The sequence below is a fragment of the Candidatus Protochlamydia sp. R18 genome (assembly GCF_000648255.1).
Lineage (GTDB): Bacteria > Chlamydiota > Chlamydiia > Chlamydiales > Parachlamydiaceae > Protochlamydia > Protochlamydia amoebophila.
On sequence record NZ_BASL01000752.1, the window covers coordinates 18427 to 34044 of the forward strand.

Consider the following 15618-nt stretch of genomic DNA (forward strand, 5'->3'; position numbering starts at 1 on the left):
CATGTCAAATTAGCAAAAAAAAACACTAGCATTCTCAATCTCTTATCTAATTAGATGATAAACAAGCGATTAGCGATCAAAACGTAACTCCCAATTGGGATAACGTTTTTCTCCTTTTCCTGAAGTTATGCGAGTTGCCTCTGTTTGATTCAAATTAATCAAATAGAGCTGGCTATCATTTGTATCAGCTGAATTATAAACAAGATGAAGGCTATTGGGGGCCCACGAAGGATTTTCCTTGTTAACAGATCCTTGCGTTAATTGTTTTTCCTGGTTGGTTGTAAAATCGTAAATCCAAATTTGCCTAATCCCATCAGTTCGGGAGCAATAAGCAATTTTTGTTCCGTCTGGTGACCATGCAGGAGCAGAACTTTCTCGATTGCGCTTAGTAATTAGAGTTGCCTTTATATTTTTTAAACTTGTTCCAGGTTCTGGAATGGCAATGACGTAAATTTTTGGAGAACCATCTTTATCAGATACAAAAGCTACTTTGGTTCCATCAGGATTAAATGAAGGAGTGCTTTGGGTAGCTAATTTAGCAGAGAAAATTTGCTGCGGTTTTCCAACAACACCTGTTTCAGGATTGAAAAGTTGCAAAAATAAATCGGGATTGCCAGTTGCGTCGCTAATAAAGGCAATTTTATCTCGTTGTTGAGAAAGTGTAGGCATCAGTTGATTACCTTTAAGCTTCAATAAACGCTGTCCTTTGCCATCTTTTAAATTCGCAATATAAATTTTTGATTGTCCAACTTGATAAGAAACATAAAGAAAATTGCCTGATAAAAAACCTTTTTTGGGTGGAATGTAAGTAGGATTCACACAAAAAGATTTTTCTTGAGTAATTTGTCGTGCATTTTCTCCATCGTAATCAGCTTCCCAAACTTCGGAAGAAAGTTTTTGTTTATTATCGACAAGAGGAGTTTTAACTGTGTACAAAATTTTAGTAGAGGCAACTCCCTCCACTCCAAATAAGGCTTTATGAATAGTGTCTGCAATACGATGAATTAATCGGCGATCTTGGGATAAATCACCGGTTAGCATAACGGGATCACATTTTTTAAGATTTTGTGTATTCGTACTTAATATAAATACCTGAAGAAAGTTTTCTTTGATAATACCTTTGATCACATAAAAAATATTTTGTGCTTGCCAAGCTTGAGCAATACCTAAATCTTCTAGCTCACCTGCATTGGCTAACTGGTCATTGGAGGCATTTCTTTTTGATAAATAAGTAGATCCATTGTGATTAAGATCAAAGGTTAAGATATCTTCCAATTGTTTAAGATAGGATGGAGAAAAATTTGTCTGTTCTATAGTGAAAGGAGCTAAATAAAGAGGAACGAGAGAAGAATCTGTCGAGAGGCGAACAACAATAGGGTCTTCGTCTATCGCATGAGCAAAAAAGGGAGCTAAAGATAAACAAAAGCGGATGAGAAATTGTATCCAATGGTTAGATGTTTTAAAAAAGAATGCATACATAAAATTTCTTGGGTTTTTAATAATCTAATAGATTTTTTAGTGAATAAACTTGTAATCCAGGTTAATAATCGTTATTTAACGTAACTAAAAAAGTGTATTGTGAAAGTCCTTCAAATCGAGTTCCGAAAGCTGGAAAATAAATCGTGGGAAGGTTTTTTTCTATGTACTGTTGATTTTTTGAACTTTCACTTTTTACAATGCTAATTTGAGCAATTTTGCCTGTTCGGTCGATTGTCAATTTAACTTGTACAGATCCGTAATCGGGTAATTTTAGAAAAAGTTTTAATCGTTGAGCAATTTCGTCTCGATAACTGCTATCTCTTCCATTTAACTCTCCTTGAACACTATTTCCTTGAGGTAAAGTGTCAATTTGTAGATTTTGAATCTGTTTTAGACTAGGGGATTCTCCAATTTTAGTTAGCGTGGTAGAATTGGATTTTTGTTTTGCCTCTCCTATTTTGGCTAGATTTTCTTTAGCTTTAGCTAAGAGCTGTTGCTCTTTTTTTAGAGCAGCCTCTTGAGAGGCTGCTAATTCTTGCTGAAGTCGCTTGTCAGCATCTTTGGCAAGAGCTTCCTTAGCAATATTTTCTTTTTTAACAGCCTCTTTTTTTTGTTTTTCTTTCTCAAATGTTGATGCTGGAGTCGCTTTTACTTTTTTCTTCTCTGCTTGTTTTTGTTCAGTGGTTTTTTTTTGTGGGGGTTCAGTTTTTTTTATTTTTGGTGAAGAGGCTGTATTTTTTTTTGGTTCAGTTTTTGGAGAGAGTTTAGATTCTAACTTAAGTTCAGATTTTTTTTCAGTCACTTTATGTGGTTTAGAAGAGTCTTGTGGTTTTGTCTTAGCAGGTAAAGGATTTTCTGGTGTTAAAGGTAACGAAGTGGATGAAATTAAACTCTTATCAATCTCTTGTGTAAGCAAAGTTTTTATAGAAGAGGGAGGAGCGGAAGGTTGCAGGATAAGTGTCGAGACTACTAATTTCGTCGTTTGTTGTTTTTCTGATGAAATTGACGATGTAGAATTAACTAATAAAATCAGTAAATGAAAAAATATGACGGCAATAGCAATCAACCACCAAGCTTTTTGCTGGGTATAAGATTGAAAAAAGAGAGAAGTTGGATCATTGTGCATAAGCAATGGGTTGCTTTAAGCAGGTTTTAAAATAATGTCTACTTTTGAAAATCCTGCTTCTTCTGCAGCATTCTTGACTAGTTGGTATGTCCCGAAACAGGCTTTTTTATCATGAAAAATTTGAGGAGTAATTTTGGGATGTTTCAATTTAATTTGTTTAAGCTTTTCGGCTAACAGATGAGGAAGTATAAGTTCTTGATTTAACCAAATCGTGTTATCAGATCTTACATGAATAGTAATCGGACTACTTTCCTGAACAGACTGATGATTATTTAAATTGAACTTTGGCGCATCAGCAAGTTCGACATGATCTTGTTCTAATAAGGGGGCAATTACAATAAACATAATCAAAATAACAAATACAACGTCAATTAAAGGTGTCAAATTCACGGCAGGTTCATCGGGAATTGAAGTGTGAGAAAAAGAGAAACGGTTTCTAATCATTGCGCTCACCTTTTCTAAGCTTCTACTTTGCGATATTGTAATTCAACAGCAGCTAAAATGTCGTTTGAAAAACCTTCCATATCCATCGAAAAATCACGAATTTCATTTTTTAAATAATTATATCCAATTAAAGCGGGAATTGCGTCGAGAAGTCCCAGAACTGTGGTAGCCAAGGCAAGGGATAGTCCACTAAGTACCATTTGATGAGTACTTCCACCTGATTGATGAGATTGTAATTCCGCAAATGTTGTCAAAATCCCCCAAACAGTTCCCAATAACCCTAGAAATGGTGCCAAACTGACAGTTGTGGAAAGAATGTAAAGATTTTTTTCTAAATATTTTATTTGAGAAGCAACTTGAGTGGATAAATGAGAGGCAACGTAGTCTATATCACTTAACGAAAGAAATGTGGGTGATTGCGGAGTGTTAGATAGTTGAGTATGAAAATGGCGATTTTTAGCCAATACATCTAAAGTTTGTCGTTTTAAAACTTTATAGAGGTCTAAAAAAGGATTAAGGTGTGTTTTGTTATTTATTGTATCATAGTCGAGGCTAAGGGGATTCGCTTTTTGTAATTGAAAAGCTTCATGAAATCGAAAGGCATATTTTTTGGCTTGAGAAGTCAACCATAATTTATGAATTAAAACAATCCAGCTACAAATAGAAAGAATATATAAAGCTAAAAAAATTAGTTTACCTAATACATCGGATTGAGAATAAGCTTCAAAAAAAGGATTGTTAGCTAATATATTAACATTTACATACATTTACAATACCTTTATTATTTATAATAATTTACTTGAATATAAATTTTCAAATTTATTATACTAATTATCCAATGTGATTAATATCAAATAGCTGATTATACCCTATTTGTCATGTTTTGTAAAAATAAAAACTAGATTTAAATAAGAAATTTTTGATGACTTCACCTTAGATTCGAACTTTGAATTATTTTCGCGAAAATTCAGTTTTTTGTTTTTGTTTTAAAAAGATCAACTTGGGAAAATAGGCTTGCCAATTTTCCTTCAGAAGATTTTTTGATACTGATCAAAGTTTTGACTTTCAAAGAATAAACAAAACTCACGCAAAGTGAAATTTCATCCCCCTTCATTTGAAAGGCTTCAATAAGCCATATAAAGCCAGGAGATGTTTGAATGAACAATTATATTCGTTTCTTTTTATTATTAATTGGGTTTGCTTCCCCCCTACCGTCTTTTGCCACATTCGAAGGTTCTGCCCATGTACAAGTTCAGTTAATTCAAGAAGAAGAGACAATTCAGCCAGGCCATCCTTTTTGGGTTGCCCTTCATCTTAAAATCGAAGATGATTGGCACGTGTACTGGAAAAATCCGGGGGATGCGGGAATACCATTAAAAGTTGAGTGGACATTACCTCTCGGGTTTGAAGTGGGGCCTTTACAATGGCCTTTTCCTGGAAAATTTAAGGTGGCTGATATGGTGGGATTTGGATATGAAGGAGAAGTTGTCCTACTAAGTTTAATTACCCCTCCTGCTAATCTCTCTATTGGACAAACTTTCCAATTGAATGCTAAACTCAAATGGCTTGTTTGTTCAGATCTTACGTGTCAGCCAGGATCAACAACGACAGCCCTTCAAGTTGTCACTCAAAATGATGCGCCAAAATTAAAAACTGAAACGGCTACTCTTTTTTCCCAAGCACGTTTGAAAATTCCCAGTTTTCATGCAGAAGTAAAAACTGTGCGTAAATCAGGAATTGTCCAAATTGAAATGCCTCACGCGAATCAAATACCAAATGTTGACCCCGTTATTGGAGTTTATTTTTTTCCTGAAGAAAAGGATGTTATTGATTATAAAGTTGATCCTGTTCTTGCTGCTGCTTCTAAGCAAGATCAGCGATTTTTAGTCAATTTAAAAGGAAGCGATGAGATTGGGGCTAAAAGTCAGACTTTAAAAGGTGTTTTGGTTGTGCATACTCAGCAAGGGAATGAAGGAAGAGTCCAAGCTTTTGATATAGATACACCAATCCACGAAGTTGGCGAAAAAGAGTTAATCAGTCATTTGGACACTCACTCGATAAGATCTTCCACGCTTGAAATGGAAACTCAAAAAAACAAAGCATCATCTTTTGAGTTTGAAGGAGGAATTGCTCTTGCTCTTTTATTTGCTTTTTTAGGGGGGATGATTCTAAATTTAATGCCTTGCGTTTTACCTGTTATGTCATTCAAAGTGATGAGCTTTGTTAAAATGGCTGGTCAAAGTCGTTCTTTAACGATCAAACATGGTTTAATGTTTTCTTTAGGAGTCATTCTCTCATTTTGGCTACTAGCTTCTGCAATGCTAGCTCTACGTGCCTATGGTCAAGCTGTAGGTTGGGGATTTCAATTGCAAGAGCCTATTTTTGTGGTTATTTTAGCCTCTGTTTTATTTATATTTGCGCTGAGTTTATTTGGACTTTTTGAGTGGGGAATGTTTTTTGCTTCTTGGGCGGGGCAGACGCAAGCTGAAAAAGCAACTCAATGGTCTGGTTACATGGGTTCTTTCTTAAGTGGAGTTTTAGCAACAGCTGTTGCTACACCTTGCACAGGGCCTTTTTTAGGTTCTGCTGTGGGATTTGCTGTCACATTACCTGTTTTTCAATCATTATTAATTTTTACATTCCTTGGATTAGGAATGTGCTTTCCTTATTTATTACTTGCTAGTTTTCCAGCTTTTTTGCGGTTTATGCCCAAACCTGGTCCATGGATGGAAACTTTTAAAGAACTTATGGGATTTGTTTTACTAATCACTGTCTTATGGTTAATGTGGGTATTTAGTGCACAGACAAATACTTTTTCTCTTATCTGCTTAATAGCTGGTTTCTTGAGCTTTGCTATAGGAGCTTGGATTTATGGGAAAGGGAGTCATCCTCTTATAAGTTCAAAAAAGCGAATAATTGCTTATGTCACCGCCTTATTCTTCATCTTAATGGGTATAGAAGCTATTATTTTACCAAAAGATTCGTGGAATGATAGTTCAACTTTTTCTCAGATTGGAAATGCAGAGTGGGCTGGATGGGAGGTATTTTCACCGAAACGAGTTGCCGAATTAAGAAAAAAAGGAACACCTATTCTGATTGATTTTACCGCTAAATGGTGTTTGATTTGTCAGGCCAATCATATCGTTTTAGGTTCTAAAGAAGTTGATAAAAAACTTTTGGAAAAAGGTGTTGTTAAAATGATAGCCGATTGGACCAAGCATGATCCAGTGATCACTGAGGCTTTGAGCCAATTTGGACGCAATAGTGTGCCCCTCTATGTTTTTTATGGAAGTGATCAGAAGCAAGAGCCTACTATTTTACCTCAAGTACTCACTTCTGATATTGTCAAAGAACACATTAATTCAGTTTTGAATTCTAAAGAGGTAGCATGGATAGAATGAGCTATTCTCTTTCATTTATTGACTCTCACGCCCATTTAACAAGTTCTCCTGTTTACGAACAAATCGATGTTCTTTTAGAAAGAGCGCAAAAAGAGCACGTTCATCAAATAGTCAATATTTGTACTGATCCCGAATCGTTAAAAAAAGGGATAGAGCTTTCCAAAAAATATCCTTGGATTTACCAAACGGCTGCAACCCCTCCCAATAATGTACAAAAAGAAGGTGAAGCAGCATTTGAAACGATTGCAAATTATGCTCGTAAAGGTTATTTAAAAGCGATTGGAGAAACAGGATTAGATTATTATTATGATTACTCTTCAAAAGAGATTCAAAAAGACTTCTTCCATCGTTATTTGCATTTAGCTCTTGAATGTCAATTACCTGTAGTCATTCATTGTCGAGAGGCATTTGCAGATTTTTTTGAAATTATTGACGCAGAATATCGAATTGACTGTCGTCATGCTCCAGGTGTTTTACACTGTTTCACAGGAACAATTGCAGAAGCTAAAGAGGTCATTAAAAGAGGGTGGATGCTCTCTCTAAGTGGGATTGTCACTTTTAAAAAAAGTTTCGAGTTGCAGCAAGTTGCAAAAGAAGTTCCTCTGTCCCAATTATTGATTGAAACAGATACGCCATATCTAGCCCCTCAAAAATATCGAGGCCACCCCAATGAGCCTTCTTATATCATAGAGACAGCTCGTTTGATTGCTTCTTTAAAAGGTATTTCTCTAGAGGAAGTGGCACATACGACTTCTGAAAATGCACGTTATTTATTTCGAATTTAATGATATAAATTTATTTATTGAAAGTGTTAAATATTTTTTTACGATCCATTTTTGAAATTATATTTAAATTTTTTGACATTTAATGATTGTAAAAATTAATCATTTCCTATTTTTATGAATAAATTTATTTTGATTTTATAATGAATGAAAATATCATTATATATGATCAATTTTAAATTGAATTGGATCCACTAGCTAGGTATATATAGACTCAAAACATTGGAAATCGTTTTTGAGTATCCCATGACTTATACTTATCAAGCTCCTCCTATTCCTAAAGCTTTTATTTGGCGAAGAGCTCATTCTTTAACAGGCCTTTGGTTAGTTTTATTTTTGATCGAACATTTACTAACTAATTCTCAAGCGGCGCTTTTTGTTGGAGATGATGGAAGTGGCTTTGTAGCGGCAGTCAACTGGATAAAAGGATTACCTTATTTACCTTTGATTGAAATCAGTTTATTAGGATTACCACTTTTAATTCATGGATTTTGGGGCATTCATTATTTATTTCAGGCAAAATACAATACTCAGCCTTCTGATGGATCACAACCTTCTCTTCCAGGGCATTTTCGCAATCATGCCTATACATGGCAAAGAATTACTTCGTGGATTTTATTGTTTGGAATTGTGGCTCATGTCATTCATATGCGTTTTTTAGAATATCCAGTAACTGCTCAAGTGGACACTCAACATTATTATCTCGTTCGCTTGGAAAAAGATAATGGTTTGTACACCCTTTCTAAAAGACTAGGATTTGATCTCTACTCTCAATCGCAAATTCAAGAGATAAAACAAACTATTTTCTCCCATTTAGGTCCTTTAGTTGCTTTGGAAGAAACTCCTGAGCAATTAATTGCAGCTCAGAAAAATCGCGAAGAAAAAGCTTGGGTAGAGGCTTTTGAGAGTTTACATATAAACGCAAATCAGTTAGTGGCCGCATCAAAAACTTTTGGTATCGCTGAATTATTAATTGTAAGAGATACTTTCAAAAAACTAAGCATGATTTTTTTGTATACTGGCCTTGTGATTGCTGCTTGTTTTCACGCTTTTAATGGACTTTGGACATTTATGATCACCTGGGGGATTTCTTTGACTGCTAGATCTCAAAATTTTATGAGGAAAATGGCTACTTTACTGATGATCATGATTGCTTTTTTGGGGTTTGCGGCGATTTGGGGCACATATTGGTTTAATCTCTCACATTAATAGGAATTGGTAAGATGTCTAAAGCTAAAGAAGTAATCGTGGTTGGAGGGGGATTATCAGGGCTTTCTACGGCTATGAAACTCGCAGAAAATGGTTGCAATGTCAAAATCGTCTCAGTCACAAAAGTGAAACGCTCTCATTCTGTATGTGCTCAAGGAGGAATTAACGCAGCGATGAATTTAAAAGGAGAAGATGATTCTCCTTTGATTCATGCCTATGACACGATTAAAGGAGGTGACTTTTTAGCTAATCAACCTCCTGTTTTAGAAATGTGTTTAGCAGCTCCAGCAATTATTCAGATGATGGCACGGTTTGGGTGTCCTTTCAATCGAACTTCGGAAGGAAATTTAGATTTTAGACGCTTTGGAGGCACGCTTTATAATCGAACCGCTTTTTGTGGTGCTTCTACTGGACAACAGCTGCTTTATGCTCTAGATGAGCAAGTTAGAAAATATGAAGTGATGGGGAGAGTTGAAAAATTTGAATCTCATGAATTTATGCGTCTGATCTTAGATGAACAAGGACTCGCTAGAGGTATTGTCATGATGGATCTTTTTAACATGAAGTTAGATGTGCTAAAAGCCGATGCTGTTGTGATAGCAACGGGAGGAATTGGAATGATTTTTAAAAAATCGACAAATTCCACGTTTTGTACTGGAGCTGCTAATGGCCGTTTATTTAAACAAGGCATGATTTATGCGAATGGAGAGTTTATCCAGATTCATCCAACAGCTATTCCGGGGCATGATAAACTCCGATTAATGTCAGAATCTGCCCGTGGGGAAGGAGGACGCATTTGGGTTTATGGGGATTCTTCTAAACAGATAAAAAAAGCGGATGGAACTGAAATTCCATGTGGAAAAACAGGAGAGCCTTGGTATTTTCTTGAAGAGTTATATCCAGCATTTGGAAATTTGGTTCCCCGCGATATTGGTGCAAGAGAAGTTTTACGTATATGCGAAATGGGATTAGGAATCAATGGGGAAATGCAGGTTTATCTCGACGTATCCCATCTATCGGATGAGAAAAAACAAAAGCTTAAAGCGATTTTGGAAATTTATCAAAAATTTACGGGTGATGATCCAAAAAAGGTTCCTATGCGAATTTTCCCTGCTATGCATTATACAATGGGGGGGGCGTGGGTTGATTGGCCAGCTGCGGATGATCACGATCGGTTTGATCGTTTTAGACAAATGACTAACTTACATGGATGTTTTAATGTTGGCGAATCAGATTACCAATATCATGGAGCTAATCGTTTAGGAGCCAACGCGCTACTCTCTTGTATTTTCAGTGGGCTTGTTGCCGGGCAAGAAGTACCTAGATATTTAGATCAATTAACCCATTCTTATCGAGAAACTCCATCTTCAGTTTTTGAATCAGCTTTAAATGCCGAACAAGACATAAAAAAAGATTTATTATCGAGGAAGGGTATTGAAAATATTCATCGTTTACATGACGAATTATCTGATTGGATGCTTACAAATGTAACAGTTAAACGAAATAATGCCGACCTACTAAAAACCCTTAATAAATTGAAGGAACTGAGAGAGCGATATCAACACATTTCGCTAGATGATCGAACGCAATTTGCTAATCAAACATATGCTGTCGCCAATCAGTTTGGGCCTATGCTCGAGATTGCTATGGTAATTACTAAAGGTGCTCTTTTACGGAATGAATTTAGAGGAGCTCACTATAAACCCGAGTTTCCAGAGCGAAATGATAAAGAGTGGTTAAAAACAACTTTAGCAACTTATCAGGTAGATGAACCGCGCATTGAATATGCAGAAGTAGATTTACGCCATCTCCAACCTATTCAAAGAGATTATACACAGGCTAAAAAAATTAAACCCAAATTAGAAAATATCCCTGCCAATCTTATTTTACCTATTTAATACCTAGGAGATTTTTGATGGTTCGAACATACATTTTAAAAATATATCGGGGAGAACCGGGATCTCAATATTGGGAAGAATTTGAGCTTGCTTTAATTCCTTATGCGAATGTGATTTCTTCATTAATGGAAATCCAACGCAACCCTATCAATATTAAAGGGGAAAAAGTCAAACCTGTCGTATGGGAGTCAGGTTGTTTAGAAGAAGTTTGTGGGTCTTGTTCAATGCTTATCAATGCTTATCCTCGGCAAGCTTGCACAGCTCTTATTGAACCAATTTTGAATGAAACAAAGAATTTGATTATCACTTTAGCACCTCTGACCAAATTTCCTTTAGTGAGAGATTTGATTGTAGATCGTAGTCGCATGTTTGAAAATTTAAAAAAAGTGCATGCATGGATTGATGTTGACGGAACTTACCAGCAAGGTCCAGGGCCAAATATTGGTCCAGAAAAGCAAAAAGTGATGTATTCTTTAGCGACCTGCATGACTTGCGGCTGTTGCTCCGAAGCCTGTCCTCAAGTTAACATGCATTCTCCGTTTATAGGTCCTGCGGCAATTTCGCAAGTTCGCTTATTTAATGCAAACCCGATTGGAAAAACGCAAAAAGAAAAGCGTTTAAGGCCTTTGATGCAGGAAGGGGGAGTTAATGATTGTGGAAATAATCAAAACTGCGTGAGGGTTTGTCCAAAAGACATTCCCTTAACAGATTCTATTGCAACAATTAGTCGCGATGTCACAAAACAAGCAATTGAAGATCTTTTTAGTTTTCCTGATAGACAAGACTAACCATTCATTTAATAATTATTAATTAAAGTTAAAATACTAATGACTGTCAATTAATAATTTGTTATTATACTAAATTTAATTTTTTTAATTCTATAGGATATAATGTCCCTTCATACCTATTATTTTAAACGCTTAATCTGGGTTTTAATTGCAAAAACCTGCTTCATCGTCGGATTTATTATTTGGGGTGGGGTGGGATTGGGACCTGACGAAGCTCAATATTGGACTTGGAGCCAAAAGCTTGATTGGGGATACTACAGTAAACCCCCTGGCGTTGCTTGGCAAATTTGGTTAGGAACACAGTTGTGGGGGCAAACAGAATTAGGAATTCGTTTTTTTTCTTTAATATGGTCATTTTTACAGTCTTATTTAGTATTTTTTTTAGCGTTAGAAGTTGGATTAAAGCCTAGAACAGCCTTTTGGAGTGGAATTGTCATGGCTTTTTCTCCTATCGGTTTGTTAGGATCTTTTCTTGCCATTACGGATGGAGGGTGTTTAATTTTTTGGACATTAGCATGCATAATTGTTGTGAGAGCTTTGCGGAAAAACCTTAGCCCTTCTCCTTTTTTGGTTGGTTTATGTTTAATGGCTGGAGCTTTATTTAAATGGCCCATCTATTTTTTTTGGGTATTTTTTCTCATCAGTCAATATCTTTGGTTTCCTCAACTTTCTTTGACAAGGCTTGTAAGTGGGATTTGTGTTTCTCTAATGGGTCTTTTACCAAGTTTTTGGTGGAATATTTCTCATGATTGGGCAACCTTCCGTCATGTTTTCTCTACTCTTCAAGGTGGGCATGGTGCAACAAGCGGGAATTTTTTTGAATTCTTAGGGGTTCAAGCTCTATTAATCTCCCCAATTTTGTTTGGATTGTTACTTTATAGTTGGTTTTATCAAGCAAAAAAAATGAAGCCTATGCCTCTTATCCACACAAGTTTTAAAAAAACTCTGTTATTTTGTGGAGGACTTTCATTAATATGCTTAGCGTGTGCTTTAGGCCTGTCACTTTTTCAAAAAATTCAGGGAAATTGGATTGTTTTTGCGTATCCGACAGCAATTGTTTGGTTAGCAGGTTTTGCTTGCGAAGGAAGTCGCCACGAGAAATGGTTGAAATTAGGAGTAGCTACTGCAGGATGCTTAGTTTTGTCTCTTTTTTCTTTTCCACTGTTTTACCAATCTCAATGGCGGCCTATTTTTATGACGTATAAGTGGAACCCTTTCAAACACAATATGGGTTGGAACCAGTTAGAACAATCATTATTAGAAGCTAAATATAACCCTTTAACCGACTTTTTAGTTAGCGATAAATATCAGACAACCAGCATCTTAAGTTTTTATGGCCCTCTGCAACAAAGAGCCTATTTTCTTAACCTTCATCATGCTCGTCAAAATCAGTTTTCGTATTGGCCAAGCATGGTGGATGACTATGCAGGAAAAACTGGTTACTTCATCTGGATGGAGAACCAACCTTATTTAGAGCGTGATTGGAAAGAAAAGTTAGACTTTTATCAAAATGAATTAAAAAACTATTTCAAGCATGTAGAACTTATGGGTCTTTTTCCCCTTCTTTATGAGCATCAAAAAGTTGTGAAAGGTGTTTTTATTTTTAGATGCACTGACTGTAAATCAAACCCTCTTCCCTCAACACAAATTTTTTAAACTGATAAGTTTATAGTCGAAAAAAGCAAAAATGGGTTATTATAAATTTGTAAGTGATTTAGCTCAAAGTTTGAGTTTTCAGCCATTTTTTTCACCGCTGATTGGGATATTTGAATATTAAGCCAATCAACGATATTTATTTTTTTGAAGGGACCATGACGCTAATGGTGCCGCTTGAATTGTACGCAATTTAAAGCAAAACCATTAGGAAACGGACCCACGTTAACAAAACGTGTTGATCGAGCCAATTCAAGTCCCTCTCAGCGGTGTTTTCTTTTTTGATAATTCATTATGTTCCAGAATAACCTTAAATTACGTTTTCCGAGCACTTTATATAAACTTGTTTCTATATGCTAAATTTGAGAGAGAATAGTTTAGAGGGTTCATTATTAACTACGGTCATCGAAAAGGGGATGGTAGAGAAGATGCTTAATCTAGTGCGTTTCAATTAGACTTTTGTTTCAAATTCTTAATCTTTACATTTTATCCTCTTTTTTCTAAACTAGTTCCATGTTTACAAAGTTAAGCAAATGACAATCTCAGTTTTGAGTTTATTTAATTGGGAAACACTTTGATTGTTAATCAATTAAATAAACTCAGGACTTAGGGCTAATATGAATAAGCATTGGAGAGGATATGTCTTCTGTTAAAAAGAAGCGCAAATACAAAATTGCGAAACACAAGCGTAAGAAGCGTAGCCGGCGTGATCGGCACAAAGGAAGATAGATTTTTTTCTAATAGACCTCAGAGAAAAATTTAATCACCACTTGCAAGCTTAAATTTATCTTAAGCTTGCAAGTTCTACTAACTCCATCCTAAGTTCTATAACTTCTTTTTATCTTATCTATAACTCCAACTAATACAAATTTATTAAATTGATTAATTTATTTTGTAAAACTTGAGCTTTTATTTTAAAATTTTGGATTTAAATATTAATTAAATGAGTGTTTTGAATGATGCTTTGGAAATTTCCTGTTCGTTATGATGTAATTGTTATTGGTGGAGGGCATGCAGGCTGCGAAGCAGCATTGGCATCTGCACGAATGGGGTTGAGAACTTTATTACTCACAATGAATTTGGATACAATAGCCAAAATGAGTTGTAATCCTGCTGTAGGAGGAATCGCTAAAGGACATATCGTTAGAGAAATCGATGCATTGGGTGGGGAAATGGGTAAAGTGATTGATGTCACTGGGATCCAATATCGCATGTTAAATGCGACTAAAGGCCCTGCCGTTTGGGCACCTCGCGCGCAAGCCGACAAACTTGCTTATCAAAGTGAGATGAAACACCGTATGGAGCGAGTCTCTAACTTGGATATCAAGCAAGGCACAATTGAAGATTTGTTAATTGAAAACGATCATATTTGTGGCGTGATTACGAAAGAAGGAATTAGTTATGATTGCCAAGCGATTGTTCTTTCTTCTGGAACATTTTTAAGAGGCCTTTTACATATTGGTGAAACAAATTATTCGGGGGGTAGAGCTGGAGACCAGCCTTCAGTAGGTATGTCAGCTAGCTTAGAAAAATATGGTTTAAAATTAGGTCGATTAAAGACAGGAACTCCTCCTAGAATCAATAAACGATCCATTGACTTTAGTTGCACAGAAGAACAGCCAGGTGATCCGGGAGTCAAATTTTCTTACGATAATGAGGGAATCCCTCGTTTGCCGCAAGTGTCTTGCTACATTACTTATACGACAGAAGAAACAAAACAAATTATTTTATCCAACATTCATCGCTCTCCTATGTATTCAGGCAAAATCAAAGGAGTGGGACCTCGTTATTGCCCTTCCATTGAAGATAAGGTTGTTCGTTTTTCGGATAAAGAACGCCATCAAATTTTTTTGGAGCCTGAAGGACTCCAAACCCAAGAAGTTTACGTCAATGGAGTCTCTTCTTCATTACCCTTTGATGTACAATTGGCATTTATCAAAAGTATCCCTGCACTTCGTCATGCTGAAATCATGAGACCTGCTTACGCAATTGAATATGATTATGTTATAAGTGGTCAAATTGACTTTTCTCTCGAATGTAAAAAAATTGGAGGCCTTTTCTTAGCTGGCCAAATTAATGGAACGTCTGGTTATGAAGAAGCTGCCGGCCAGGGGTTAATGGCAGGAATTAACGCTGCGAATAAAGTGATGGGTAAAGCTCCTCTAATTTTAAAACGTTCGGAAGCATATATAGGAGTGATGATCGATGATCTAGTCACAAAAGGCTTGGATGAACCTTACCGAATGTTTACAAGTCGTGCAGAGCATCGTTTATTACTTCGGCAAGACAATGCCGATCTTCGTTTAAGACGCTATGGCTATGAAGTGGGATTAGTCGATCAAACGCGTTATGATCGGGTAAAAGAAAAGCAAAGAATCATGGAGGAAGAAAGCGAACGTTTAGCAAAAACATTTAAGCAAGTATCTAATAAGGGATATACGTTGACTCAATTATTATGTCGACCCGAAAATACATATGCTTCCTTGCTAAAAGAATATCCAGATGTGATGCAAAATTTTGGAGAAGAAATTAATTTTCAAATTGAATTAAACATAAAATATGCGGGTTATATCGATCGCCAAACAAGTGAAGTGGCAAAATTGGCGCATGTGGAGAAAATTCAAATTCCGATAGGGTTTGATTTTTCAACTGTAAATGGTTTGCGTAACGAAGCAAAGCAAAAATTGAACCAGATCGCTCCACGTCATTTAGGCCAAGCTTTACGCATTTCAGGAGTTTCTCCTGCAGATATTTCGATTTTAATGATTGCTCTTACGCGATATCAAGAGCCAATAGAAAAAGAACGGCTAACATCTGATTGTTCCGAGGCATAAGAGG

12 protein-coding genes are annotated in these 15618 nt (G+C 36.0%); 8 read left to right on the forward strand and 4 right to left on the reverse strand.

Features of this window, described 5'->3' with window-relative positions; all coding sequences use genetic code 11:
- Positions 1 to 69 precede the first annotated feature (69 nt).
- The 4 genes from tolB to TY19_RS25550 form a co-directional block, all read right to left on the reverse strand.
- The gene (gene tolB / locus TY19_RS25535; RefSeq protein ID WP_042282001.1) at positions 70 to 1479 is read right to left on the reverse strand and encodes a Tol-Pal system protein TolB; all 1410 of its coding nucleotides are present in this window, start codon (positions 1477 to 1479) and stop codon (positions 70 to 72) included.
- A 61-nt stretch (positions 1480 to 1540) separates the two neighbouring features.
- Positions 1541 to 2605, reverse strand: coding sequence for an energy transducer TonB (locus TY19_RS25540; RefSeq protein ID WP_042282002.1), 1065 nt, complete (start codon positions 2603 to 2605; stop codon positions 1541 to 1543).
- A gap of 15 nt (positions 2606 to 2620) precedes the next feature.
- Positions 2621 to 3049: an ExbD/TolR family protein gene (locus tag TY19_RS25545; protein WP_042282003.1), complete on the reverse strand. Its 429-nt coding sequence runs from the start codon at positions 3047 to 3049 to the stop codon at positions 2621 to 2623.
- 14 nt (positions 3050 to 3063) lie between these two features.
- Positions 3064 to 3816, reverse strand: a complete 753-nt coding sequence (locus tag TY19_RS25550; protein ID WP_042282004.1) for a MotA/TolQ/ExbB proton channel family protein — start codon at positions 3814 to 3816, stop codon at positions 3064 to 3066.
- A 390-nt stretch (positions 3817 to 4206) separates the two neighbouring features.
- Between TY19_RS25550 and TY19_RS25555 the strand changes: the two genes are divergently transcribed.
- The 8 genes from TY19_RS25555 (at position 4207) to mnmG (ending at position 15614) form a co-directional block, all read left to right on the forward strand.
- Positions 4207 to 6450, forward strand: coding sequence for a protein-disulfide reductase DsbD family protein (locus tag TY19_RS25555; RefSeq protein ID WP_052354885.1), 2244 nt, complete (start codon positions 4207 to 4209; stop codon positions 6448 to 6450).
- Positions 6438 to 7235, forward strand: coding sequence for a TatD family hydrolase (locus TY19_RS25560; protein WP_042282005.1), 798 nt, complete (start codon positions 6438 to 6440; stop codon positions 7233 to 7235). Before TY19_RS25555 ends, TY19_RS25560 begins: the two co-directional genes overlap by 13 nt.
- A gap of 243 nt (positions 7236 to 7478) precedes the next feature.
- Positions 7479 to 8441, forward strand: a complete 963-nt coding sequence (locus TY19_RS25565; protein WP_042282085.1) for a succinate dehydrogenase cytochrome b558 subunit — start codon at positions 7479 to 7481, stop codon at positions 8439 to 8441.
- Between the two features lie 14 nt (positions 8442 to 8455).
- Positions 8456 to 10339, forward strand: a complete 1884-nt coding sequence (gene sdhA / locus TY19_RS25570; protein ID WP_011176387.1) for a succinate dehydrogenase flavoprotein subunit — start codon at positions 8456 to 8458, stop codon at positions 10337 to 10339.
- 17 nt (positions 10340 to 10356) lie between these two features.
- Positions 10357 to 11127, forward strand: coding sequence for a succinate dehydrogenase iron-sulfur subunit (sdhB, locus tag TY19_RS25575; RefSeq protein ID WP_042282006.1), 771 nt, complete (start codon positions 10357 to 10359; stop codon positions 11125 to 11127).
- Positions 11128 to 11229: 102 nt separating this feature from the next.
- Positions 11230 to 12783 carry an ArnT family glycosyltransferase gene (locus TY19_RS25580; RefSeq protein ID WP_042282007.1) on the forward strand — a complete coding sequence of 518 codons (1554 nt, stop codon included), beginning with the start codon at positions 11230 to 11232 and terminating at the stop codon, positions 12781 to 12783.
- Positions 12784 to 13419: 636 nt separating this feature from the next.
- Complete coding sequence (locus TY19_RS27330; protein ID WP_075882539.1) at positions 13420 to 13509, forward strand: AURKAIP1/COX24 domain-containing protein; 90 nt, start codon at positions 13420 to 13422, stop codon at positions 13507 to 13509.
- A 227-nt stretch (positions 13510 to 13736) separates the two neighbouring features.
- Positions 13737 to 15614, forward strand: a complete 1878-nt coding sequence (mnmG, locus tag TY19_RS25585) for a tRNA uridine-5-carboxymethylaminomethyl(34) synthesis enzyme MnmG (protein ID WP_042282008.1) — start codon at positions 13737 to 13739, stop codon at positions 15612 to 15614.
- Positions 15615 to 15618: the final 4 nt, after the last annotated feature.

Bases quoted from the DNA above. Each gene is read 5' to 3' on its own strand.
- TY19_RS25560 (WP_042282005.1), top strand. From the start codon at position 6,438: ATGGATAGAATGAGCTATTCTCTTTCATTTATTGACTCTCACGCCCAT.
- sdhA (WP_011176387.1), top strand. From the start codon at position 8,456: ATGTCTAAAGCTAAAGAAGTAATCGTGGTTGGAGGGGGATTATCAGGG.
- TY19_RS25565 (WP_042282085.1), top strand. From the start codon at position 7,479: ATGACTTATACTTATCAAGCTCCTCCTATTCCTAAAGCTTTTATTTGG.
- TY19_RS25580 (WP_042282007.1), top strand. From the start codon at position 11,230: ATGTCCCTTCATACCTATTATTTTAAACGCTTAATCTGGGTTTTAATT.
- sdhB (WP_042282006.1), top strand. From the start codon at position 10,357: ATGGTTCGAACATACATTTTAAAAATATATCGGGGAGAACCGGGATCT.
- TY19_RS27330 (WP_075882539.1), top strand. From the start codon at position 13,420: ATGTCTTCTGTTAAAAAGAAGCGCAAATACAAAATTGCGAAACACAAG.
- mnmG (WP_042282008.1), top strand. From the start codon at position 13,737: ATGATGCTTTGGAAATTTCCTGTTCGTTATGATGTAATTGTTATTGGT.
- TY19_RS25555 (WP_052354885.1), top strand. From the start codon at position 4,207: ATGAACAATTATATTCGTTTCTTTTTATTATTAATTGGGTTTGCTTCC.
- TY19_RS25545 (WP_042282003.1), bottom strand. From the start codon at position 3,049: ATGATTAGAAACCGTTTCTCTTTTTCTCACACTTCAATTCCCGATGAA.
- TY19_RS25550 (WP_042282004.1), bottom strand. From the start codon at position 3,816: ATGTATGTAAATGTTAATATATTAGCTAACAATCCTTTTTTTGAAGCT.
- TY19_RS25540 (WP_042282002.1), bottom strand. From the start codon at position 2,605: ATGCACAATGATCCAACTTCTCTCTTTTTTCAATCTTATACCCAGCAA.
- tolB (WP_042282001.1), bottom strand. From the start codon at position 1,479: ATGTATGCATTCTTTTTTAAAACATCTAACCATTGGATACAATTTCTC.